The 21,740-nt window shown below is 55.4% G+C and carries 17 protein-coding genes; 5 read left to right on the top strand and 12 right to left on the bottom strand.

Annotated features, from left to right (window positions below):
• Positions 1 to 32: 32 nt before the first annotated feature.
• The 5 genes from ACF8D4_RS21255 to slyA form a co-directional block, all read right to left on the bottom strand.
• Positions 33 to 1,085, bottom strand: coding sequence for a c-type cytochrome (locus ACF8D4_RS21255; RefSeq protein ID WP_107110432.1), 1,053 nt, complete (start codon positions 1,083 to 1,085; stop codon positions 33 to 35).
• 9 nt (positions 1,086 to 1,094) lie between these two features.
• The gene (locus ACF8D4_RS21250; protein WP_234502852.1) at positions 1,095 to 1,649 is read right to left on the bottom strand and encodes a c-type cytochrome; all 555 of its coding nucleotides are present in this window, start codon (positions 1,647 to 1,649) and stop codon (positions 1,095 to 1,097) included.
• 288 nt (positions 1,650 to 1,937) lie between these two features.
• A complete protein-coding gene (locus ACF8D4_RS21245; protein WP_025010188.1) occupies positions 1,938 to 2,966 on the bottom strand; it encodes a DUF2955 domain-containing protein in 1,029 nt (342 codons plus the stop codon).
• A gap of 8 nt (positions 2,967 to 2,974) precedes the next feature.
• On the bottom strand, positions 2,975 to 4,033 hold the full coding sequence (locus ACF8D4_RS21240) for an HlyD family secretion protein (protein WP_392468958.1): 1,059 nt from the start codon (positions 4,031 to 4,033) through the stop codon (positions 2,975 to 2,977).
• A gap of 10 nt (positions 4,034 to 4,043) precedes the next feature.
• Positions 4,044 to 4,511 (bottom strand): transcriptional regulator SlyA, encoded by a 468-nt coding sequence (slyA, locus tag ACF8D4_RS21235; protein WP_025010189.1) that lies wholly within the window; start codon positions 4,509 to 4,511, stop codon positions 4,044 to 4,046.
• A gap of 353 nt (positions 4,512 to 4,864) precedes the next feature.
• Between slyA and ACF8D4_RS21230 the strand changes: the two genes are divergently transcribed.
• Entirely contained in the window at positions 4,865 to 6,712 is a 1,848-nt protein-coding gene (locus ACF8D4_RS21230) for a methyl-accepting chemotaxis protein (RefSeq protein WP_144226285.1), read from the top strand.
• Positions 6,713 to 6,775: 63 nt separating this feature from the next.
• Here ACF8D4_RS21230 and metF read toward each other — a convergent pair whose 3' ends face one another.
• The 3 genes from metF to metB all read right to left on the bottom strand — a co-directional run bounded on the left by metF (position 6,776) and on the right by metB (position 12,490).
• Positions 6,776 to 7,666 (bottom strand): methylenetetrahydrofolate reductase, encoded by an 891-nt coding sequence (metF, locus tag ACF8D4_RS21225; RefSeq protein ID WP_025887953.1) that lies wholly within the window; start codon positions 7,664 to 7,666, stop codon positions 6,776 to 6,778.
• A 1,253-nt stretch (positions 7,667 to 8,919) separates the two neighbouring features.
• A complete protein-coding gene (locus ACF8D4_RS21220; protein WP_392468956.1) occupies positions 8,920 to 11,313 on the bottom strand; it encodes a bifunctional aspartate kinase/homoserine dehydrogenase II in 2,394 nt (797 codons plus the stop codon).
• Between the two features lie 16 nt (positions 11,314 to 11,329).
• Positions 11,330 to 12,490, bottom strand: coding sequence for a cystathionine gamma-synthase (metB, locus tag ACF8D4_RS21215; RefSeq protein WP_045283420.1), 1,161 nt, complete (start codon positions 12,488 to 12,490; stop codon positions 11,330 to 11,332).
• Positions 12,491 to 12,705: 215 nt separating this feature from the next.
• Here metB and metJ point away from each other — a divergent pair, with 215 nt between their 5' ends.
• Together metJ and ACF8D4_RS21205 are read left to right on the top strand one after the other, a co-directional pair.
• Positions 12,706 to 13,020 (top strand): met regulon transcriptional regulator MetJ, encoded by a 315-nt coding sequence (gene metJ, locus ACF8D4_RS21210; RefSeq protein WP_025889629.1) that lies wholly within the window; start codon positions 12,706 to 12,708, stop codon positions 13,018 to 13,020.
• A 76-nt stretch (positions 13,021 to 13,096) separates the two neighbouring features.
• Positions 13,097 to 13,840, top strand: coding sequence for a sulfite exporter TauE/SafE family protein (locus ACF8D4_RS21205; RefSeq protein WP_025010192.1), 744 nt, complete (start codon positions 13,097 to 13,099; stop codon positions 13,838 to 13,840).
• A gap of 2 nt (positions 13,841 to 13,842) precedes the next feature.
• Here ACF8D4_RS21205 and ACF8D4_RS21200 read toward each other — a convergent pair whose 3' ends face one another.
• The 4 genes from ACF8D4_RS21200 to phsA all read right to left on the bottom strand — a co-directional run bounded on the left by ACF8D4_RS21200 (position 13,843) and on the right by phsA (position 18,997).
• Positions 13,843 to 15,036 (bottom strand): conjugal transfer protein TraF, encoded by a 1,194-nt coding sequence (locus tag ACF8D4_RS21200; protein ID WP_025010193.1) that lies wholly within the window; start codon positions 15,034 to 15,036, stop codon positions 13,843 to 13,845.
• A 155-nt stretch (positions 15,037 to 15,191) separates the two neighbouring features.
• Positions 15,192 to 16,136 carry an NrfD/PsrC family molybdoenzyme membrane anchor subunit gene (gene nrfD, locus ACF8D4_RS21195; protein WP_025889627.1) on the bottom strand — a complete coding sequence of 315 codons (945 nt, stop codon included), beginning with the start codon at positions 16,134 to 16,136 and terminating at the stop codon, positions 15,192 to 15,194.
• Positions 16,133 to 16,705, bottom strand: a complete 573-nt coding sequence (locus ACF8D4_RS21190) for a 4Fe-4S dicluster domain-containing protein (protein ID WP_025010195.1) — start codon at positions 16,703 to 16,705, stop codon at positions 16,133 to 16,135. Before ACF8D4_RS21190 ends, nrfD begins: the two co-directional genes overlap by 4 nt.
• A 12-nt stretch (positions 16,706 to 16,717) precedes the next feature.
• Positions 16,718 to 18,997 (bottom strand): thiosulfate reductase PhsA, encoded by a 2,280-nt coding sequence (gene phsA, locus ACF8D4_RS21185; RefSeq protein ID WP_392465181.1) that lies wholly within the window; start codon positions 18,995 to 18,997, stop codon positions 16,718 to 16,720.
• A gap of 568 nt (positions 18,998 to 19,565) precedes the next feature.
• Between phsA and ACF8D4_RS21180 the strand changes: the two genes are divergently transcribed.
• Together ACF8D4_RS21180 and ACF8D4_RS21175 are read left to right on the top strand one after the other, a co-directional pair.
• Entirely contained in the window at positions 19,566 to 19,892 is a 327-nt protein-coding gene (locus tag ACF8D4_RS21180; RefSeq protein ID WP_025010197.1) for a cytochrome c, read from the top strand.
• Between the two features lie 120 nt (positions 19,893 to 20,012).
• Positions 20,013 to 21,740: a DUF3373 domain-containing protein gene (locus ACF8D4_RS21175; RefSeq protein WP_392465179.1), complete on the top strand. Its 1,728-nt coding sequence runs from the start codon at positions 20,013 to 20,015 to the stop codon at positions 21,738 to 21,740.

Raw genomic sequence — 21,740 nt, 5'->3', positions numbered from 1 at the left:
ATGGGCGCGCTGAATAGATTAAGGCTCTGAGCTTACTGCTTCTTGGGGAAGACTGGATAAGCCTCTTTGCCCAGCAAGATACCCTTTACTTCTTTACCATAGTAACCGGCATGCTTGTGATACTTGCCTTGGGTTTCCTCGAGCTTTCCTTTGAAGCGGGGATCCTGAGGACGCTCATGGGAGTTGATATAGGCAGCCACATCCCAGGCTTGCTGAGTGGTTAGCTGCATACTCTTGCCCAGTGGCATATTCTCGTGAATAAAGAAGGCAGCCGTGTTAACCCTGTGCATTCCGGCGCCCCAGTTAAAGCTCTGAGGCCCCCAAAGAGGTGGCAAGGCATATACACCGGCTATCGCCTGACCTTGGCCATCGGCACCATGACATGCCTGACAATGGGCCTGATAAACCTGCTCACCACGGGCAGGGTCATAGGCCTGCTCAGGTTTGGGGATTGAAGGGTAACCCCGGCCCGGCAGATTGGCGCGTTGCTCTACCGTCAATTGCTGCTTAATGGCTTCAGGAATAGGGAAGTCTTCCCGTTTGCCGCCCTTGATAAGCTCGGCATCGGCCAGTTCAGGCACTTCGCCGTTGACGCCGTATTGATCCATCAAGCCACCGACCCCAAGCCAATAGGCATAGGCAGACAAGGCCACCAACTCAGGGCTGCCGCTCTTTGGCGCCTTGCCGTTCATTGAATAGGTAAAACAGCCCTGGATACGCTCTTCGAAGCTGTTGACCTTATCATTCTTCTTCCGATAAGCAGGATAAGCGAAATAGGCACCCCAGATAGGAGAAGCATTGGGCTTACGGCCGGCATCCATGTGGCAGTTGACACAGTTCAGCTCATTGCCGACGTATTTATCCCGCAGTTGCTGAGTATTGACGAACAGCTGATAGCCCTTGCGCACCTTGTCACCAAAGGCACCGGCCGGAATGGTATCCAGCGGTCTGGGGATAAGATATTCCTGTCCCTCCACCTTGGGAGAAGAAGGCAATTGCGCCTGGCGATCGGGAAGATTCTCGGCCTGGGCCTGAGCTGTCATTGCGGCCACAGCACCCATGATAAACAGAGTAGATTTTTTCATGCTGCGTCCTTACTTGAGATTGGCAAAATAACTGGCGATGGCGTCGATTTCAGCGCTGCTGAGCTGTTTGGCAACATGCTCCATCATGCCATCGACATCACCTTTACGGCTGCCATCCTGCCAGGCATGCAGTTGAGTCTTGATGTAGCTGGCTTGCTGACCGGCAAGCCTTGGAAAAGTGCCGCCACCCAGGCCTGACGGGCCATGACATGTTACACAGGCGGGTAGGTTCCGGGTCCAGTCGCCCTGATACACCAGTTTTTCAGTCGGATCGGCAAATACCACTTGCTCACCTCTGAGCTTGGGTTTGACCTCGGCGACGCTCTGGGCAGAGAAGTAATTCGCCACCTGACCGATAACCTCATCACCCTGCAGAGTCATTGCCATCGGCATCATAGTGGCGTTTTGGCGGGTTCCCGCCTGGAACAGCTTGATCTGTTGTTGAATATATTGGCTGGAAAGTCCGGCGAGCCTTGGGCCCAGCGGCTCTACGCCCTGTCCCTGAGGGCCGTGGCAACTGCCACAAAGCGCGGCCTGTGGTGGCATAGCCGGTTGTGCTGCCATGGCTGTCCCTATGGACTGAGCCAACAGCAGCAGGCCACCTGCGGCGAGCGTGATTGATTTCATCTGTTATCCCCCATTATGAGTAAGGGCTATAGCATAGATCCAAATCACATATATGAGAAGTTTGCGATAAATATCAAAAAACCAGAGTAACCGGGCACAATCCAGATGCCATAAGGTTTGCAGCTCAAATAAATCCCAGGCTTTGAAATATTTGCTTACGATTTGAGTTTTATAAAAAACCCTTTTCTAACAATGTATTGGATAACGATTCTCGTTTAGAGGTAATTACTCTCCAAAGCGGGTCGCCTCAAAACTGTTGAGAAAATGATGTAACAGGTAACAGGCCAGTAAAGTACCGACTATGGCCACCAGAATGCTGCTCACCCGATACAGGGCACTGAAGATCAGATCATTCCCCGGAGTCAGGTATTGGCCGAACAGTATTCCCAAGGTGGTCATAGCACCAAAGCCCACCGCCGAGCCGCTGGCCTCTTTGACATGGGCTTGGGCAAACAACAGGGTACCAAACCAGAGCATGGGTACGACCAACAAAAGCACACCGGACCAATCATACAAAAACAGCTGCACCGCCATCCCGTATACCACCCCGAGTACAGTGCCCATTGCCCGTTTGCGGGCGTAGTCGAGAGCCCCATTCCAATGCATGGGGAACAGCAACAGTAAGGTAGTTGCCTGAGCCGACATGGAGTCGCGCAGATCAAAAGCCTGGAATATCAGAAAGGACAGGGTTGCAACGCTGGCCCCCATCAGCGCTTCATGGCGCATTCTGTGGGGCTGCTTGGGCCCGGGCACATAAGCGCTGCGAGGTTCAACATCCGGGATCAACACTGTCATCAAATAAGCTATCAACACAGACAGTACACTGGCCCAAAAGTTACCGAAGATGAGATCGTTAAGATCGGTATCCGGATAGCTGGCAAAATGCAGCATGATGCTGAGGCTGATCACTCCATTGGCACCAAATAGAAACAGAGCGCCACGGGACATACAGGCAAAGCGATACAAAAACAGCACAAAGACAATCAAGGTCATCAGTGCCGGATGGCTGCCAAGCAAACCGCCTATGATGCCAACCTCAATCCCACAGATGGCCGCAGCAGCCAGCAACTGACGCGCCGCATGGCCGTTCATAACAGGTACCAGTCCCAGCAACAACATGGGGGTGACAGTGTAAAACACCCCGTAATTCCAATTCATCAGCTTACAGATCAGAAAGCCCAGGCTGGCGCCGGTGGCTATGCGCAGGCACTGGCGCAGCTCATTCTGAGTCAAGGGGTGGTGACGCAGGATCATCGGCCACCTCAATAGATGTAGTGCAGCAGGCTGATTGCCTTGATCTGCAGCTTGGCCATGAAACGGTAGAAACTATTGTCCGGCAGTAGTTGTACCGTAGCACGGGAGCCGGCGGCCAACATGGGGTGTTCTTCACCCAGGAGTTCAAAGTGCAAACGCAGACGCTGGGCATCCCGCACCCAACGATCCGACTCGGTCGGTGTCGCCAACATGCCATTGGCGTCGAATTGTCCGGCGCTGACACCAGCATCGCGGCTGCTGACCCTGGCGGGGTAGAGTCTGCCTGGCTCGGCATCGAACGCCACCCAGGCTTCAGTGCCCGGTTCGACTCCCCTGAGGGTTTTCTCGCGAAAATCGGCAATGATGTCCAGCTGTTCCGACACCAGGGCTAATACAGGTTGGCCCTTGTTGGCCATGCTGCCACTGGCCAGTTGCAGATTGGTCACTATGCCTTCGTTTTCTGCCAGCACCTTGGTGTAACTCAGATCCAATTCCGCCTGAGCCAAACGGCTGCGGGCCTGGCGCAACTTGAGATTCTCTGTCCCGGCTGTTCCCCGGGAAACCTTGAGTTTGGCCAACTGCGCCTTGGAGGCTGCCAACTTGGCTAGCGCCGAACTGGCATCGGTATCTGCCTGATCCTTGAGTTGGCGTGACACACCATTGCTGGCATAGAGTGCATCCAGGCGCCTGGCCTCACGTTGTTTCTGTTGCAACATGGCCTCATTGGCGCTGACATCGGCTCTGGCAGCCTCTATGGCGGCATCCAGCTCGGCGTTATCCTGCATCGCTTGCTCCAGCGCCAATTTGGCTTGCTCAAGCGCGAGCTCAAAGGGGGCCGGATATATGGCGAAGAGCAACTGACCGGCCTCTACATGTTGATTGTTGGCCACGGCCACAGATTGCACCGGGCCGCTCACTTGAGGAGCTATCTTGACCACAGTGCGGGTCACCATCGCCTGCGGCGTCAGCGGCATCTCCAGATCCGCCAACATGAAATAGGCAAAGACCAGCACAAAGCCTGCCATGGAAATTTTAACGAGTCTGGCAAATTGTTGATCTGGCGTCATAAAGTCTCTCTCATTTATCTTGTTCTTGCTGCAGCTGATGCTGGGCGTTATCGCAAATCCTGGTGATCACGGCTTCAAAATGGGCCAGCTCATCCGGATCTATACCCACCAGCAGCTTGGCCCTCACCTGGATGATTCTGGCTTCCATGGAGCGAATAACTTCCTCTCCTTGGGCCGTCATGGAAACGATGCGAGCCCTTTTGTCGTGCTCGCAGCTGTGGCGGGTGATCAACCCCTGCTGCTCCAACTGCCCCAGAGTGCGCATCAAAGAAGGCAGCTCTATCTCCAGAGACTCGGCAAGCTGCTTCTGACTGATGTGGTCGCCCATGCGTCTCAGCTTCCACAGCGCGGTCCAGCGAGGATGGGTCAGCCCCAGAGGCGCCAACTCGTTATCGGCGACCATGCGCCACAACCTGTGTAAACGCCCCAAGCGCTCTCCCAGAGAAGTCTCGGTCAGCTGTTCTATATATCTGTGCATCTTGATTAACTGATTAATTAGCAGGCTAAGTATTTTATTTATTTAGCCTGCTAAGTAAATAGCCGATCGAAAATAAACCCGATCTGCCTCGCACATCTGTTCAGTAAGTAAACGGATCGGGACAAAAATTTGTCATACGTCGCAATCAGTTAACACAAGAGCCACTATAATTTTCCAACCTTGTTTGACCCGGTGAAGGTACAATGAGCCCAGCGCAAGGTCGGTGGCTATTACAAGGCTATTGAGATCCTGCGCCCTCGTTTTAATCACTCCCATGCCTGGAGGCTAACTTGTTCTCACATTTGAAAATCGGCACTCGAATCGTGCTGGGGATCTGCGCCGTGCTTATCGCCATGATGAGCTTTATCATGCCCTTGGTACTGTCGGAATTTTCCGGCCAAATTGACAATGCCGAGCAGCGTGAACTGCATAAGCTGTATCAAACTGCGATTGCTGAAATTGACTCTTCAGGCAGATTGGCCGAGGCGTTGGCCACAGTGGTGGCCAATACCCCGGAAATGCAACAGGAATTCGCCTTCGGCGACAGGGATTCACTCAACAACCGCAGCCAACAACTGTTTGTCCCGTTGAAGCGGGATTTTGCCGTGCAGCAGTTTCAGTTCCATCTGCCACCGGCCACCTCCTTCCTCAGGGTACATAAGCCGGAAAAGTTCGGTGACGATCTCTCTGGGTTTCGCCAAACCGTAGTGCAAACCAATAACAGCAAGCAGCCGATAATGGGGCTCGAGAAGGGTGTGGCCGGCCTCGGGATCCGTGGCCTGGCTCCAATGACTTATCAGGGACAACACACAGGTTCGGTTGAGTTTGGCATGTCATTTGGCCAGCCTTTCTTCGATGCCTTCAAACAGAATTACCAGGCCGAAATTGCCCTGCTTACACCTGACAGCAGCGGTTACCGCCGTTTTGGCGGAACCTTTGAAACCGCGGCTTTCAAAGACACGGCGCTGCTGCAGAAAGTACAACAGGGAAAAGCTGACAAGTCTCTGATAAGTCTGAATAACAATAGTCATGTCCTCTACCTGCATCAGGTGACTGACTTTTCCGATAATCCCATTGGCGTACTGGCGATCGCCATGGATCGCAGCCACTCGGAAGCCAGCCTCTGGTATATCAAACTCAAGTTGGTGGCCATTGGTGCCATAGCGCTGTTGGCGGGCGCCGTTATCGCCTTCTTTATTGCCCGCAGCATCACCCGCCCTATCGCGCAAACTACCAGCGCCATGGAAGATATCGCTCAAGGGGAAGGCGACCTGACCAAGCGTATCGAAGTGAGCAGCAAGGATGAAATTGCCGATCTGGCGCGGGCATTCAATCTGTTTGTCGCCAAAATCCAGCAAACTATTCAGCAGGTGACTCAAGCCACAGACTCACTGGCAACCTCGGCCGAAGAGATGTCCGGCATCACCAGTGACAGTCGCCACAGCGCCGAGCAGCAGCAAAGGGAAACCGAACAAGTGGCTACCGCCATGAACGAGATGGCTGCCACGGTTCAGGAGGTCGCCCAAAATGCCACTGTTGCCGCCGACTCGGCAGAGCAAGCCGATGCCGCCACAGATTCGGGTAAACAGGTGGTCAACAGTGTGGTTGAGCTGATGGCCGGGCTGGAGTCAGAGATCCGCGGCGCCGCGGCAGCTATCGACAAGCTAGAGCAGGACAGTCAGGCGATAGACTCAGTGTTGGAAGTGATCCGCAATATTGCCGATCAGACCAATTTGCTGGCACTCAATGCCGCCATTGAAGCAGCCAGGGCCGGCGAACAGGGACGGGGCTTTGCCGTGGTGGCCGATGAAGTTCGCACCCTGGCGAGCCGCACTCAGGCATCGACAACCGAAATTCAGCAGATGATTGAAACCCTGCAACAAGGGGCGCAGTCAGCCGTCGGTGTGATGCAAAGCAGTAATCAAACCATGGATAAGTGTGTTGCCGAAGTGCAAAACGCCGATGCGGCTCTCAATGAGATCCGCGCCGCGGTTTCCGCCATCACCCAGATGAATATCCAGATAGCCAGCGCCGCCAATGAGCAGTGCGCCGTCTCGGCAGAGATCAATCGCAATCTCAACAATATCAATGATGGCGTGGCTCAGGGCAGTGAAAGCGCCGCCCAGATAGCCGTCGCCGGTGAAGAGCTGGCGCAGCTGTCGGTACGCCTCAAGCAGTTGGTCAGCCAATTCAAGGTTTAACTCACTAAAGACAAGCCCACCTATTGGTGGGCTTCCTTTTATCAAAGGTTCACTGAGAGGCCATCACTTGCCGGGACGCACTCCCAGAGTATGGCAGATAGCATAGGTGAGCTCGGCGCGGTTCAGGGTATAGAAGTGGAAATCTTTCACCCCTTCACGGGAAAGCACCTTGACCATGTCGATGGCCACGTTGGCGCCCACCAACGCCCGGGTACCGGGATCGTTATCCAAACCTTCAAACTGGCGGTGCAGCCATCCCGGCAAAGACACATTGGTCATGGCGGCGAAACGCTTGAGCTGGTTGAAGTTGCCCACAGGCAATATCCCGGGAACAATTTCCACATCAATGCCGGCGGCCACACAACGGTCGCGGAACCTGAGATAAGACTCCACATCGAAGAAAAACTGGGTAATGGCACGGCTGGCACCGGCCTCAATCTTGCGCTTCAGGTTGATAAGGTCAGCCTGGGCATTGGCTGCATCCGGATGCACCTCAGGATAGGCAGCCACCGAAATATCAAAGTCGGCGACCGAGCGCAGCAAACGCACTAGATCTGAGGCAAAACGTGTCGGCTTGGGGCTGCCTTCCGGCAGATCGCCCCGCAGCGCCACTATGTTGCGAATGCCGCTGTTCCAGTAATGACGCGCCAACTCCAGTAACTCTTCATCACTGGCATCCACCAGCGTCAGGTGCGGCGCCGCCACCAGCTCGGTTTCCTGCTGGATCCGCTCGATCACGCTGTGAGTGCGATCCCGCACTCCTGAGTTGGCACCATAGGTGACAGAAACAAACTTGGGATTCAGTGGCTCCAGGCGCTGAATTGAGTTCCACAACAAGGTTTCCATCTCAGGCGTTGAGGGTGGAAAGAACTCGAAAGAAACATTGATGTCGCCGTTGAGCTCGGACAAGCTCTGGTTCAGCGAGTGCGCATGTTGTGCGTGATGAAAAGCCATTAAAAACTCCCTCAACTGTCTATCTGGACGTTTGGACGTCTATATGTCCACATACTAGAGAAACTGTCATTGAAGTCAAGCCCAAAGATGGCTTCAAAGGTGTATTTATCTTAATCAGTATAAAAGCCACTAATGAGTGTTTCTGCAAAGCCTCGGCTTTACGCCTGGAGAGAGCTTTCGCACAGGTGATCCTGTGCCTGGAAAATGAGCGTATATCTTTGGGTATATAGGTAACTTAGAACAACTCAATTATCACAGAATTACACCGACTCCCGCTCGAAGCGGCCGCAGGGCGTTGATGACAATCGCGTAGCGAGGCATGGATGCCGAAGCAGCGCCAGTCGAATCAGGGATGAGCGTCTGGCGCGATAGCGAATTGGCATCATAAGCACAAGGGGGTTTCCGCTGCGTCGCGGGTCGCAGGGGGTTTGGAAAGGGGGCGAGTCGATACAGCCCCCTTTCCTCGGGTGTGGGGCGAAGCTCCACGACTTTACGCCGCTGGAACAGCGGCTATCATTGTTTTCAGCTCAAAATAGCCAAATAACATAGATTGAACTTCCAGCAACGGATGTCTCCCATTGCCTGCCGCAGGCTTATGCACAGGCGAGCCTGTGACACGGCGTGAATACGTCCATGTAGCCTCGACGAAAACATCCTTGTTTTCGACGGTCACAGTTCCGCCTATGCCTAGAAAATAGGTGTATATCTGCAGCTTAAAACAACTCTGTGTGGAAAGAATCGCACCAATTCCCCCTTCGGAGCCGCCGCGGGCGTTGTTGCAAATTGGCGTAGCCGAGACAGGGATGTCGAGGCTCGAAGGTCGAGCAAGGATGCGAGTCCTGAGTGTAGCCAATGTGCTTCATAAGCCAGCGGGGGTTTCGGCTACGTCGGGGGTGTCCTTGGGGATGCAAGGGGCTTTGGACAAGCAAAGCCCCTTGCCCGGTGTGGTTTGGCGAGAGTTGCGTAGCAACGTGCTTTCGAGCGAGAGCCAGGGATGGCGAACTGGCCCTTATGCATGGAGGCATTTACACCACGACTTTACGCCGCTGGCACAGCGGCTAGCATGGCTTTAAGCCAAAGCTCACCAATAAACTTGATCTCAGCTTCCAGCTAAACCGCAAGCCCGTCACCCGCGGTGCGGATAGACTGAAAGCCCGAATACAGTGAAGGACAGCACGTCCGAGAACGGCCACTCACACAGGCTTTTCCTAGCCAAGAGCCCACCAGCTTCAAATATGACGCTAATACCAGTCCTACTCCTGCAGCAGATCGCGACAGATCTGCACCAGATCCGACTGTACTGCCGCGGCAGTCACTTCCCTGCCGGCACCTGGGCCGCGAATGATCAGCGGATTACCCTGGTAGAAGGCCGAGCGGATGACAAACACATTATCTCCCGGGGTCAGATTGGCGTATGGATGCTGACGCTCGACCCATTGCAGAGAGACTTCGGCATTAACCTGGCCATCTTGCTGCTCCAATGAAGCCACATAGCGCAGCACCTTGTTTTGCTCGGCCGCGGCGGCAAACTGCTGCGCGAGAGTGGCATCCAATTCGGGGATCCGCTGCAAGAACTCATCCAGCGGAATGTCGGCCAGCGCCTCAGGCACCAGAGAGCTTAAGCGAATATCTTCAAGCTCCAGTTCCAGACCTATTTCACGAGCCAAAATCAACAGCTTGCGCTGCATGTCACGCCCGGAAAGATCGTCCCTGGGATCCGGCTCAGTGATCCCCAGCTCTTTGGCCTGCAACACCAGCTCGGAGAAAGGTTTGATGCCATCGAAATGCTCAAACAACCAGCAGAGCGTGCCAGAGAAGATACCGCCGACAGCCTCTACCCTGTCGCCGCTGTTGTGCAAATCATTGAGCGCGTGCTGCACCGGCAGCCCGGCGCCGCAACTGGCGTTGTAACGCCAAAACAGTCGGCGGTTACCCAGTTGCTGTTTCAGCTCGCGGTAGAAAGGCAATGGCCCGGAGCCGGCCAGCTTGTTGGCACTGACCATATGAATGCCACGGGCAAAAAACTCAGGATACTGCAGTGTCAGTCCGGCGCTGGCACTGATATCCAGCGCCACCAGTTCATCGGCTTGTAGCAACGCAAGCTGTTCGAACAGATGTTCATACTGCCAAGGGGTAGCATCGGCTTCAAACCTTGCCTGCCAGTCTTCCCCAAAGATCCCTTCATTGCAGATCCAGGCACGGCTCGAACTCGCCAAGCCCAGGAGTTCAACACTGGCCTCCAGCTCACGTTTGAGGCCGTCGCGGGCTCGGCCGAACAACTCCACCCAGGCTTCGCCTATGTTACCCACCCCCAGCAGAATAACGCCTATGCGTTTGCGGGGGCCGGCGCAGCGCCTGTGCACCTTCTGGGTCAGCAGGTTCACCTGCGATTTGGGCACCAGGGTGACCAGGCTGAGTTGGTCCTGATACAGAGGTCGCGCTTCACGGCTCAGCAAGCGGGCAAAGCTGCGGCGATAACTGCCGGCGCCACTGCTTACCAGGGCCACCAGCCCAAGCTCTCTGTCCTCGGTAATGCTTTGAATTTTGAGCTCGGATGTCTGCGCTTCCAGTAACTGCCAGACTTGGCGGGATAATTCGGGAGTATAGGCCAGCTCCAGTTTGTGTTGCCCCTGAGACCAGTAGGCCAGCGGGGTCAAACCCGCCTCATTGAGCGCATCGAGCGTCTGAGCCTGGGTGCCATTGAACTCCAGGCTCAAGAGGGACACCTGATTGAGATTGGTCACCACAGGGGCGCTTGCGGCATCACTCTTGGGAGCTATAAGGGTAAAGTCGGTATGCGAGGCGTAGCTAGAACGCACCGCCAGACTGACCTCGGTATCAAACAGCGGCTGCAGGGTACGGCAATGCAGTACCGGGGAGCCGAGCCGCGCCAGGCGGTCGGCCTCAGCCAGCGACATACTGCTCAGCAGCCTGGCATCGGCAATCTTGTTGGGATCGGCATTGAACACCCCTTCGACATCTGTCCAGATAGTCACCCTGTCGATATCGGCCAGGCTGGCTATCAGGGTGGCACTGAAGTCGGAGCCGTTGCGACCAAGCAACAGAGTTTCGCCTTGGCTATTGGCGCAGATAAAGCCGGTGATCACCAGGCGCTCATCGGGATGCTCGGCCAGCAGTCGCTGCACCCTTTCACGGGACTCATCGAGGCGAATCCTGGGTACTGCGCCCTCATCGGCAATCAACAAACTGCGGGCATCCACATGGGAAGCGGCGACACCGGACTCCCTCAGTAGCGCCGCCATCAGTCTGGCCGACCAGCGTTCACCGAAACCCACCACCTGATTGCATTGGTATTCGCTGAGTTCAGGCAAGGACAACAAACTGGCCAGTTGCGCCTTATCTGTAGACAGACGCTCCCGCAGTTGACGTGCCTGTTCATTGCCCAGCAGCTGTTCAATCAGATTCTGCTGATAACCGACAAGCACCTGCAGCTCTTCTTGCCACAGAGCGCCAGACTCCTTCAGGTTCAGCAGTTTATAGAGAAAATTGGTACTCTTGCCTGCGGCGGAAACCACTACAAGATCATCGGCATGACCATGGGTCAGCAAAATATGGGCGACCCGTCGGTAGCAATCGGCATCGGCGAGACTGGAACCGCCAAACTTATGTAGGTGACAACGTGCCATCTCAAGCTCCTTCAATTCAACAGTTTGCGGCTGCAGCCAATCCGGCGGCGATATCATCCAGCAGATCCCGGCCATCCTCTATGCCCACAGACAAGCGGATAAGCGTGTCTTTAATACCGGCTTCGGCGCGAGCATCACACGCCATGGCTCTGTGGGTCATGGTGGCGGGCACGGCCACCAGGCTCTCAACCCCTCCCAGGCTCTCGGCCACGGAAAACAGCCTGAGCGCGCCGAGGAAGGCAACCACCTGCGCCTCATCACCCTTGAGTTCAAAACTCAGCATAGCGCCAAAGCCACTCTGCTGCCTGGCGGCAATCTCATGACCTGGGTGGCTCTTAAGCCCCGGATAGTAAACTTTGTCTACCACGGGACTCTGGCTCAGCAGCGCCACTATGCGCTCGGCATTGGCCTGATGCTCGCGGATCCTCAGCGCCAGAGTGCGCAGGCCACGCAGGGTCAGGTAACTGTCGAAGGCGCCACCGCTCAGCCCGAGCGTGTTGGACCACCAGTGCAGCTGCTCTGCCAGTTCAGGATCTTTGGCAATCACGGCGCCGCCCACCACATCGCTGTGGCCATTGATGTATTTAGTGGTCGAGTGCACCACTATATCGGCCCCCAACAGCAAAGGCTGTTGCAGCGCCGGCGACAAAAAAGTGTTGTCAACCACCACCAATGCGCCCTGCTGGTGGGCCGCCTCGGCAATAGCGGCAATATCCACTACCCGCAGCAGCGGATTGGACGGCGTCTCGAGCCACACCATGCGCGGCTTTTGCGCCAGGGCAGCGGCGAGTGCTTGCGGGTCGGTTTGATCCAAAACCTGCAAGCGAAACTGGCCCTTGGCAGCCAGATTGGTGAACAGCCTATAGCTACCGCCATAACAGTCATGGGGCACCAACAAGAGGTCATCCGGCCCCAGCAGGTTGACCACCAGAGTAATGGCCGCCATGCCGGTCGCTGTGATTGCCGCACTGCAGCCCTGTTCCAGCTCCCCCAAGGCATCCCCCAGAATGGAGCGGGTAGGATTACCCGAGCGGCTGTAATCAAAGGCTCTTGGCTGAGTGTGGCCATCAAAGGCATAGTTGGTCGACAGATAGATGGGTGGCACCACGGCCCCGTGCTGGCTGTCTGATTCGATGCCCTGCCGGACCGCTGTGGTTGCTAATCGCCGCTCTGTCATAATCGACTCCTGAATGCTGAGGTTCGACACCATAAAGATGTCTGGACGTCTAAATCTAACCAATGACCATCCAGCCGTCAATAGGCATCAAGACGTTTGGACGTCCAAATGTATGGATTTCTGTTCATATTGCACAGATTTTGCAGGCAATCATTTGACTGTATCCTGTAAGGGTTTAAAATCTGCTGCGAATTAGTGAGATCACAGGTGAATCAATGACTGAATGGAATGGCGAATACATCAGCCCTTATGCCGAACACGGCAAGAAGAACGAGCAAGTGAAAAAAATCACTGTCTCTATTCCGTTGAAGGTGCTGAAAGTATTGACCGATGAGCGCACCCGGCGCCAGGTAAACAACCTGCGGCACGCCACAAACAGCGAACTGCTGTGCGAAGCCTTCCTGCATGCCTATACCGGCCAGCCACTGCCCAACGATGGGGATTTGTCCAAAGACAAACCCGACAGCATCCCGGAAGAGGCCAAGCGCATGATGGATGCCATGGGCATAGAATGGGAAGACATGGAGTAAGTGTGTTGTCCCTCAGAATTACCTTATAGTTGAACAAGGATCGCGGTGCGATCCTTGTCTTTTTTGGGGCTTGCGAATGTTGTCACTGATAGATCCCGTCACCCTGCTACTGGCGTCCCTGATCATATTTACCGGCGCCCTGACCCAGTCGTTGATAGGCTTTGGCTTGGCCGTGGTAGCCACACCTTTGCTGTATATCGTCGATCCGGAACTGGTTCCTGCCCCTGTTATCGCCATGGGGTTTTCCATCGCCCTGCTGACACTGGTACGCGAGCGTGGCCACCTGGAATTCAACGGCCTGCAATATGCCTTGTTGGGGAGGCTCCCCGGCGGCCTGATTGGCGCCACCCTGCTGTTGCTGGCGCCGCAGCCTATTCTGGGCTTGACCATAGCCCTGATTGTGGCCGTAGCCGTATTCCTCAGCCTTAGAAAGTACAGCATCAAGATCAACCGCCTCAGCCTGTTTATCGCCGGGATATTTTCCGGGATCTTCGGTACCGTGGCCGCCATAGGCGGACCGCCGATGGCCCTACTGCTGGCGGGTAAGGATGCCAGTCAGTTCCGCGCAGCGCTGTCGGCCTTCTTCATCTTCAGCTCATTGATAGCCTTGATTATTCTCGGCTGTTTTGGCCTCTTGACCCTGAGGCACCTATGGCTTTCGCTGTTGCTGCTGCCTTCGGTATTTCTCGGTTTTCTGGTGGCTGGCCGCTTGGTGGGCCGGGTGGATAAAGAGAAGACCCGAGTCCTGACGCTGGCGCTGTGCGCGTTGAGCGCCCTGTTGCTGACCATCAAATCAAGCCTGGCGCTCATCAACGGTTAGTTTTAGAAGTGATAGCTGGTTTGCAGTACGCCGCCTATGGCGTCATCGCTGCCAAACATGCCGGTGAGATCCAGCCGGAAACTGTTGCCTATGGCGAACCCTGTCCCGAGTGAATAAAGATCGGCGGTGTGATCATTGAGATCCTGGCGATAACCGAGCCGTAAAGCAACCCAGTCAGCAGGCCGGTATTCACCGCCTAAACGCCAATAGCGGCTGCCCTCAAGCTCGGCAAACTTGTCGTTGTCGGTAAGATCCAAGTCGCTGCTGAGCGAAAAGGCCGCCCAGTCATAGGCCACCCCTGCGGTAACCATAGGTTTCACCTGATAGGTAAGCTGCACGCCGCCGGCCTCTATGCTGCTTAAGTCCCGCTTGATGAGGTTGCGACCACTGACACCGATAACCAAACCATCCAATGGCTGGAATGCCAGACCGATATCCAGGTTAAAGCCTGTGTCATCGCTTCGATAATCATCATCGTTGAAGTCATCGGCATCGAAGTTGTTGGCGCTGACGGCATAGTTAAAACTGTCCAACCGTTGCAGCTTGGGTGTAACTCCCACTGTCACCGGCATATTGACGATAGATAGCGGATAGCTCACGGCAACCCCGAGCTCGGAAACCGCCCCGGCCACCACTCGCCCCTGGGAGGTCAAATCTTGGATTTCCGGCGGATTATTGGGGTCCAGATTATCCAGGGCATCAATATCCGCGGCGGCGATTTCGGCTATTCCCAAGGCATCGAGATAACTCTTGAATACAAAGGCATAATTAAAACCATCCGAGGGCATGACCAAAGCCATATTGATACCGGCACTGACGTAAGCGCTATTGCCCTGCAGCGATTTCAAGTCACCACTGAGGCGCTTTCGGTAGTCATCGATAGCCGCTGTGTCGGCGGCGTCTATGGCATTGACCAGGGCGTCATAGTTATCCTGCAGGGCATCAAACTTATCGATCATCTGATCTTTATCGGCGCCATCGGCGCCGATGGTTGGAATGAGTAAACTGAAGTCATTGCTGCGGCGCGAAGGCAAAGCCAGCAGTGCCGGATTGGAAAAGGCCGCCGCCTCACGATTACCGGCTGCCACGGCAACCCCGCCCATGGCATCTGAGCGGGCCTCATAAACATCCTGCCCAGCCAGTGCCAGCGTGCTGGCAAGCCCCGTGGTAAGCAGTGTCAAAAGACTCAGTTTCATCTCATCACCCTCTTGCTTTTATCTGTAACCAGACGCAAGACGTTAGTTATATGGGTTAAAGATAGTCCAAATCTCAGTGGCACAATGGTATCAAACACAAAAAAGCCCGTACCAAATGATACGGGCTGAGGCTCAAACAGGTTCAGAAGTACTTGTTAACCAAGATAGCTCTGACCTGCATAGAGAATAAAGTGTCTAAGTGCCAGCACCCCGGTTAGACTACAGCAGGCTACCGCCAACATGGCGCCCTTGGTGTGACGGGTACTCGCAGGCAGCAACAACATGGAAAGCAGCGGGATACCAAAGCCGATACCCACAACCCCAATCCAGAACACGCTGGCCCAGACGCCACTTGTCAGTGATGCCAGTGCGGCAGCAGCAGCGCCACCCTTGAAGTAGAGCGCGCAGAACAGCATAAACAGGAACAGGATTTCTGCCGCCATTACCGGCAATTCCAAACCGTGCATCCGTCCCAGCTGTGAGCAGTGCTTGTCTGTCTTGAACAGCAGCAGTGCTACTACCGCGTTGGCAGCCGCACCGGCCGACAAGCCGGACACCAGGAACAGTGCCGGTAAGACGGCAGTGTTCAGCATGGGGTAGGCGTTCATGGCAGAGATCAGGAAGCCGGTATAGGCACCCACGACAATCGCCAGCACGAACAGCAGCACTTCCATGGTCTTGCGCAGGCCAGTCAGTGATTCTGCAATCCCCTTGAGGAAACCCAGGCCCCAGTTGCCGAGATCATCTTTCAGCACGACCAGCGCATAGGCAAAGGTCAGCGGAATGTAAACCAACAGCGCCAGCACCCCGATGGACATGACAGAGGTCAGGTTATAGTTGATCAGGATCAGCCAGAAGTGGAATGGCTTGGTCAGGTCAAACACCAGACACAGCATACCCAAACAGATAGCCACTGGCGCTATCAAGGCCGCGGCCTTGAGAATGCCGCTGTCACCCTCTGTCTTGTTTTGCACCCAACGCAGCCCGATCCCAATCAACAGACTACCCGCCGACAACCCCGCCAAGAAGAGGTAAACGGCTATGACCCAGTGCCAGGTGACAGGGTCGTATTGCGTCATATCGCCCCAAGTATTGTTCATGATTGGATCCCCCCTCTCTTGACAGGAATACGGTAGATTCTGGGTTTGGTTCCCAGATGGGTCTTGTCCTGATAAGTCACGCGGGTGTTGAGCAGAGTCGCCACCTCGCTGCCGGCCTCGTTGGCATCACCGAACACCAGGGCGTCTGTGGGACATACTGTCACACAAGCGGGTTGTTCGCCGCGCGCCAGTCGGGTGTCCTTACAGAAGTTGCACTTGTCGGCCACCTTGGTTTCCGGGTTCATAAAGCGCACTTTGTAGGGGCAAGCTGCCACACAGTACATACAACCGACACACTTTTCCGCCTTGATGGAGACTATGCCATCCTCACCCACATAGGCCGCTCCGGTAGGGCAGACCTTGACGCAAGGGGCATCTTCACACTGCTGACAGGACACCCTGTGATACTTGAAGTGCAGATGCGGCGCATCCCCGAATGGACCTTCTACCCGTACCTGCAGGCGAGTTACGCTCTCAGGTACACCGTTTTCGCTGCGGCAGGCGACGTTACAGGCCTGACAGCCGATGCACTTATTCTCGTCGTGCACCATCACATATCTTTTAGTCATCTTCGCCTCCCCTTATGCCTTTTCCAGCTTCACACCTGTGGTGTGTACGTTCATACCGCACACAGGTGCAGTCACGTTGGGCAGCAGGTTGCCGCAGTGCACGCCCTTGCCGGTCGCCCGTGCCAGCTCCTTGTTCTTGGAGCCAAAGCCCATGTAGGCGAACACAGTGTCGGGACGTATGCCCTTGGTCACCAGCGCATGGCCCTCTTCACTGCCGACACTGGATGTGAGGCGAATGGCATCCCCATTCTCAATGCCATGCTTGGCGGCGGTGTCCGGGTGGATCCAGACGGCGTTGTCGGACATCAGGTTGGCCAGCATAGGCACATTGTGGGTCGCGCCATTGGTATGCACCGCCACCTTGCCCTGAATAAAGTAGAGCTCGTCCGGCTGTTTCAGGGTCACTTCGCGATAGGCGATAGTGCCGCGTCCAGGCGCCATGTCTTCCACCTTGGCGGAGGTCAGTTCAATCTTGCCACTGGGGGTCTTGAACTTGAGCGCGCTGCCGTAAGTACCGTCTTCATCCACGGCTCTGGCGTTGGAGTAGGCGGCAACAAAATCGGCCACCATCTTGGGTTCGCGCAGCATCAGCGGTTTGCCGTAGCTGACAAAGCCCTTGTCCTTGATGTGCTGCAGCAGCTTGGCGTCTTTATTCACCTGCAGGAATTGCAGGGTTTCCATGTTTTCCCAGGGATAGTACTGCTCCAGGCCCATCTCTATGCCCAGTTCACGGAAAATTTGCCAGGAAGGCTTGGCATCGCCAATCACATCCACCACTTGCTGACGCAGGTAGTAGGCCGGGTTCTTGCCGGACTTGTCGGCCACCTCTTCATCCCGCTCCAGGTAAGTGCATTCGGGCAGTATGATGTCGGCCCATGCAGCGGTTTCACTGATATAAACATCACAGGAAACCACAAACTCCATCTTCTTCAAGCTCTCAACCACCTTGGCGCGGTCGGTCATGGTCTGCATGGGGTTGGTGCGGCTCATGACCCAGGCTCGCAGTTGGTAAGGCTTGGCTTCCAGAGTCGCATCTATGATTGATTGATAGATACCACCGCCGGACCAGGCCATGGCAAACTGCTCATCCATCTGGTCGATGCGTTTGGCTTGCGGTTTGGGCAGTTTGACGCCCGGCTTACCCAGCTCAGGGGCCACAGCCTCACCGGCAAACTTGTTGTAGCTGCCGGCCTTCTTACCCATGTAGAGGCCACCCTTACGCTCCAGGTTGCCGATCAGCACGTTGGCGGCGTACAGCGCCCGGCGCATATCGAACTCTTCCGGAGTGAAGGTAGATCTGTGGCCAAAGTCGACCACGGCATGGGGCGCAGCGGCGGCATACTCGTGAGCAATACGGCGGATATCTGCGGCGGGTACGTCGGAAATTTTCTCAGCCCACTCAGGGGTGTAGGCTTTAACCTCGGCGGCAAAGGCCTCAAAACCTTCAACATAGCGCTCGATAAAGGCCTTGTCATAGAGATTGTCGGCAATCAGCACATGGCACAGCGCAAGGGCCACGGCCACATCCGAGCCGGGACGAATGGCATACCACTCATCGGCCTTATCGGCCACCACAGAGAACCTGGGTTCAAACACCACCAACTTGGCGCCTTTGTCGGCCTGGGCCTTCATCAGACCTCGGGTCTCGGACATATTGATCCCCTCATAGAGGTTATGACCGAAGTTGATGATGTACTTGGAGTTGGAGAGATCCCGCTTCACCTTGGTACCAAACATCGCCTTGGCGGCGACCACATAACCGCCCGGGCAAGTGGTGTTATGGGTAAAGGAGTTGGGGCTGCCGTAAGCCTGCCCCAAATAGAACAGGTGTCCGGACAGCGAGCCTGACTTGGAGGAAAACGCCACGGCTTCAGGGCCATGCTCGGCCTTGATTTGATTCAGCTTGCTGGCGATGGTTTGATAGGCTTCCTGCCAGCTGATTTCGGCCCACTTGCCTTCGCCGCGCTCACCGACGCGCTTGAGTGGTTTGACGATCCTTTGTGGATCGTACAGCAGACTATGACCGGCGCCACCACGGGCACAGACCTTGCCGCCGAATGATTTGGCTTCTTTGTTACCGCTGATAAAGACGTTTTTGCCATCAACAATCCGCGCCGAAATCGGGCAACGGGTTGAACACATCTCACACATACTGGCAATTTCAGTGGCACTGCCGGTCAGTGGGCTACGCCCCAAAGCCGCCAGCGAACCGGGCAGAACCCCGGCCAGGGCACAGGTTGCCCCTCCGGCTCCAGCCCCTTTCAGAAAGGTGCGCCTATCAAGCTCTATCATGGTTACCTCCATCCTCTCCCCTTGGGAAAAGGTCGCTCACACAGGTTATTGTTTGAATTGGATTCCGCTTGACTACAGCGGCTTGAGCTCATTGTTTACCCATTAAATTCCTGTGGGTATTGTGGTAAACCACATAGGGGGAGCGAGTGTGATCCAGCCCCCGCAAAGACGCCGGAAAGGGCGTGAAAGTGTGAAGGGAATCCTGCCCCAGATTGATGAGAAAAGAGTCTGTAGATGCACTCCAAGAGTTAACAAATGCAACTTTAGCCGCGACAAATATTCACAAACGTTAAGCTGATCACGCCTAAAAAACCGCTATAAATCCCACTCACGGCTTCTCTAATAGGTCAACAGATAAAGATTAAAAACAAAATAAATCAATACATTGCAAGCATAAAACCACCCAATCCATTAGATTTATTTCAATGATATTTTTATCAATTAGATTATTTTTATGAAAGTGATCCAGTTCAAAGCTGACGCACCTCAGGATTGCTAAATTGACAACCGCAAGGACACATAAAATAACAGCCCATTAACGGAGCGGGCGGTCACCCCAGAGGAATAGATGATGAACACCAGCAGCAAACTCGGCCTTCTGCTTTTAGCCTGTGCATTGGCCACAGGCGCCACCGCAGCCGACGGCGGCAACCCCAAGAAAGGCAAACACCTGTACAAGAAAGTCTGTAAAGAGTGTCACAGCAAAGCAGGCATAGGTGGCGAACTGACTCCCATGAGCAAGACCATGAGCCAATGGGACAGATTCTTCGCCAGAGACAAACACAAAGCCAAACCCGAGGCGTTTCAGCCTTTAACTGAGCAGGAACTCAAGGATATTCAACAGTTCCTGTACGACCATGCCGCCGACTCGGATCAACCCCAGACCTGCGGTTGATCCGAGCGCATAGGCGCCAATCACTTAACTAAATTCACGGCTTGCAAGCCAAGTATGGGGTTACCCCAGGGCTGCTTGCTGCCTGAAAACGACCGGCAAGGCCGGTCAGGAGAATCTACTATGCGTACTCTTATCGCACTGGCGGTGGCCCAGGCACTGGGTTTGGCTCTGCTGGGCAGCCCCCAGCTCCAGGCCGGGGAACTGGATGACAGCACCAAGATCCGCGAGCTTAAACAGCAACTGCAGGAGATCACCGAAGAGCTGGATATACTCAACAGCAGGGTGGACAAGACAGAGCGGCACACGGCGCTCGATCGACTGGAGATCAGCGGCGACTTTCGCACCCGAGCCCACTCGCTGCACTATGGCAATGTCACCTGGCATCCGGCGATCAAGATGGACTTCAACGACTTCGGCGCCAAAGCCATGGCCGGCGAACTGGGCAACCCCATGGATCCCACCTCGCCCCTTGGCAAGATGATGGCCGCCAACCCTGAGCTGGCCAACGCCTTTGCCCAGGGACAACTGCAGGGCGTTATACCCTATGTGCTGGCGCCTTATAGCAGTGGCGACATAGACAATGACATCTTCTACACCACTCGGCTGCGGCTCGATCTCAAGGCCAAGGTGTGGGACAACGTCAGCTTTGCCGGACGCCTGACCATGTTCAAGGACTGGGGCGATTCCACCGGTGTGCAGGTGTTTGATTCCTGGCGCTCTTTCACCATGGACGGCACCAACTCAGGCAACCCCAGCGGCGACTGGCTGCGGGTCGAGCGCGCCTACTTTGACTGGAAAAACATCGGCGGCAGCGAGTTTTATCTGTCTGTCGGCCGTCGCCCCTCCACCTATGGTCCGCCGAGCCACTACCGGGAAAATGAAAAACGTGGCGGCACCCCTTCCGGACACCTGGTCAACTTCAACTTTGACGGCGCCACTCTGGGCTACAAACTCGGAGAGCTCACAGGGATAGAAGGCCAGGTGGTGCGTTTCTGTTACGGTCAGGGCTTTGAGTCCCAATGGGGCAACGGCGAGCTCTATGGCGATACCGTCAGCAAGGACACCCATCTGGGCGGTTTCAACATTGATGTGATCAACGACGGTAACCACTTCCTGCAACTGACCCTGTTTGCCGCGCGGGATATCAACGACGGCTTCAAGGGCACCATGGCCTTCCCCAACGAGTTGGCCGGGATTTTCGCCCCCACCCTCTACAGCGATCTGCAGAAATTCGACAACTTCAACTTTGTTACCCGGGTGCAACCCAGCGGGGTCATAGGCGACATGTACCTGGGCGGCCTGGGCTATGCCTATGAGTCCGATGACGATCTCAAGCTGTTTGCCTCCTTCGGCTGGACCCGCGGCGAGAGCAACGGCAACGCCGGCATGTTCGGCGGCATGTTGACCGACGCCGTGTTCCAGGCAGAGCTCAACAGCAGTGGCGATGAACTGCTGCTGGTGCCATCCAGCGCCGAGTCCGATACCTCCCACGATGGTTACGGCATCTATATCGGCATGCAGATCCCGGCGCCTTACGGCAAGTTCGGTCTGGAATACAACTATGGCTCCAAGTACTGGACGCCCTTCACCCAGGCCCAGGACGACCCGGTCGGCAGCAAGCTGGCCACCCGCGGCCATGTGGCCGAGGCCTACTACATCTTCGACATCAACCCCAGGATGTTTATCAAGCTGGCGGGACTCTACTACGACTATGAATACACAGGTTCGGGCACGCCCGTGGGTGCACCTGTAAAGGTGGATGAAGTGCTGGACGGCAACGCCTATTCGCTATTGCCCGTGGCGGATACGGCGCTGGATATCAACGCCTCACTGACAGTGAATTTCTAG

It is taken from the genome of Shewanella sp. YQ_9, assembly GCF_043103185.1.
GTDB lineage: Bacteria > Pseudomonadota > Gammaproteobacteria > Enterobacterales > Shewanellaceae > Shewanella > Shewanella algae.
The sequence above is the reverse complement of the archived record's forward strand: the minus strand, read 5'-3'. Positions and strand labels throughout refer to the sequence as shown.

Excerpts from the sequence above, each read along its gene's own strand:
- ACF8D4_RS21255 (WP_107110432.1), bottom strand. The coding sequence starts at position 1,085 with ATGAAAAAATCTACTCTGTTTATCATGGGTGCTGTGGCCGCAATGACA.
- ACF8D4_RS21250 (WP_234502852.1), bottom strand. The coding sequence starts at position 1,649 with ATGGCAGCACAACCGGCTATGCCACCACAGGCCGCGCTTTGTGGCAGT.
- ACF8D4_RS21245 (WP_025010188.1), bottom strand. The coding sequence starts at position 2,966 with ATGATCCTGCGTCACCACCCCTTGACTCAGAATGAGCTGCGCCAGTGC.
- ACF8D4_RS21240 (WP_392468958.1), bottom strand. The coding sequence starts at position 4,033 with ATGACGCCAGATCAACAATTTGCCAGACTCGTTAAAATTTCCATGGCA.
- slyA (WP_025010189.1), bottom strand. The coding sequence starts at position 4,511 with ATGCACAGATATATAGAACAGCTGACCGAGACTTCTCTGGGAGAGCGC.
- ACF8D4_RS21230 (WP_144226285.1), top strand. The coding sequence starts at position 4,865 with ATGATGAGCTTTATCATGCCCTTGGTACTGTCGGAATTTTCCGGCCAA.
- metF (WP_025887953.1), bottom strand. The coding sequence starts at position 7,666 with ATGGCTTTTCATCACGCACAACATGCGCACTCGCTGAACCAGAGCTTG.
- ACF8D4_RS21220 (WP_392468956.1), bottom strand. The coding sequence starts at position 11,313 with ATGGCACGTTGTCACCTACATAAGTTTGGCGGTTCCAGTCTCGCCGAT.
- metB (WP_045283420.1), bottom strand. The coding sequence starts at position 12,490 with ATGACAGAGCGGCGATTAGCAACCACAGCGGTCCGGCAGGGCATCGAA.
- metJ (WP_025889629.1), top strand. The coding sequence starts at position 12,706 with ATGACTGAATGGAATGGCGAATACATCAGCCCTTATGCCGAACACGGC.
- ACF8D4_RS21205 (WP_025010192.1), top strand. The coding sequence starts at position 13,097 with ATGTTGTCACTGATAGATCCCGTCACCCTGCTACTGGCGTCCCTGATC.
- ACF8D4_RS21200 (WP_025010193.1), bottom strand. The coding sequence starts at position 15,036 with ATGAAACTGAGTCTTTTGACACTGCTTACCACGGGGCTTGCCAGCACG.
- nrfD (WP_025889627.1), bottom strand. The coding sequence starts at position 16,136 with ATGAACAATACTTGGGGCGATATGACGCAATACGACCCTGTCACCTGG.
- ACF8D4_RS21190 (WP_025010195.1), bottom strand. The coding sequence starts at position 16,705 with ATGACTAAAAGATATGTGATGGTGCACGACGAGAATAAGTGCATCGGC.
- phsA (WP_392465181.1), bottom strand. The coding sequence starts at position 18,997 with ATGATAGAGCTTGATAGGCGCACCTTTCTGAAAGGGGCTGGAGCCGGA.
- ACF8D4_RS21180 (WP_025010197.1), top strand. The coding sequence starts at position 19,566 with ATGATGAACACCAGCAGCAAACTCGGCCTTCTGCTTTTAGCCTGTGCA.
- ACF8D4_RS21175 (WP_392465179.1), top strand. The coding sequence starts at position 20,013 with ATGCGTACTCTTATCGCACTGGCGGTGGCCCAGGCACTGGGTTTGGCT.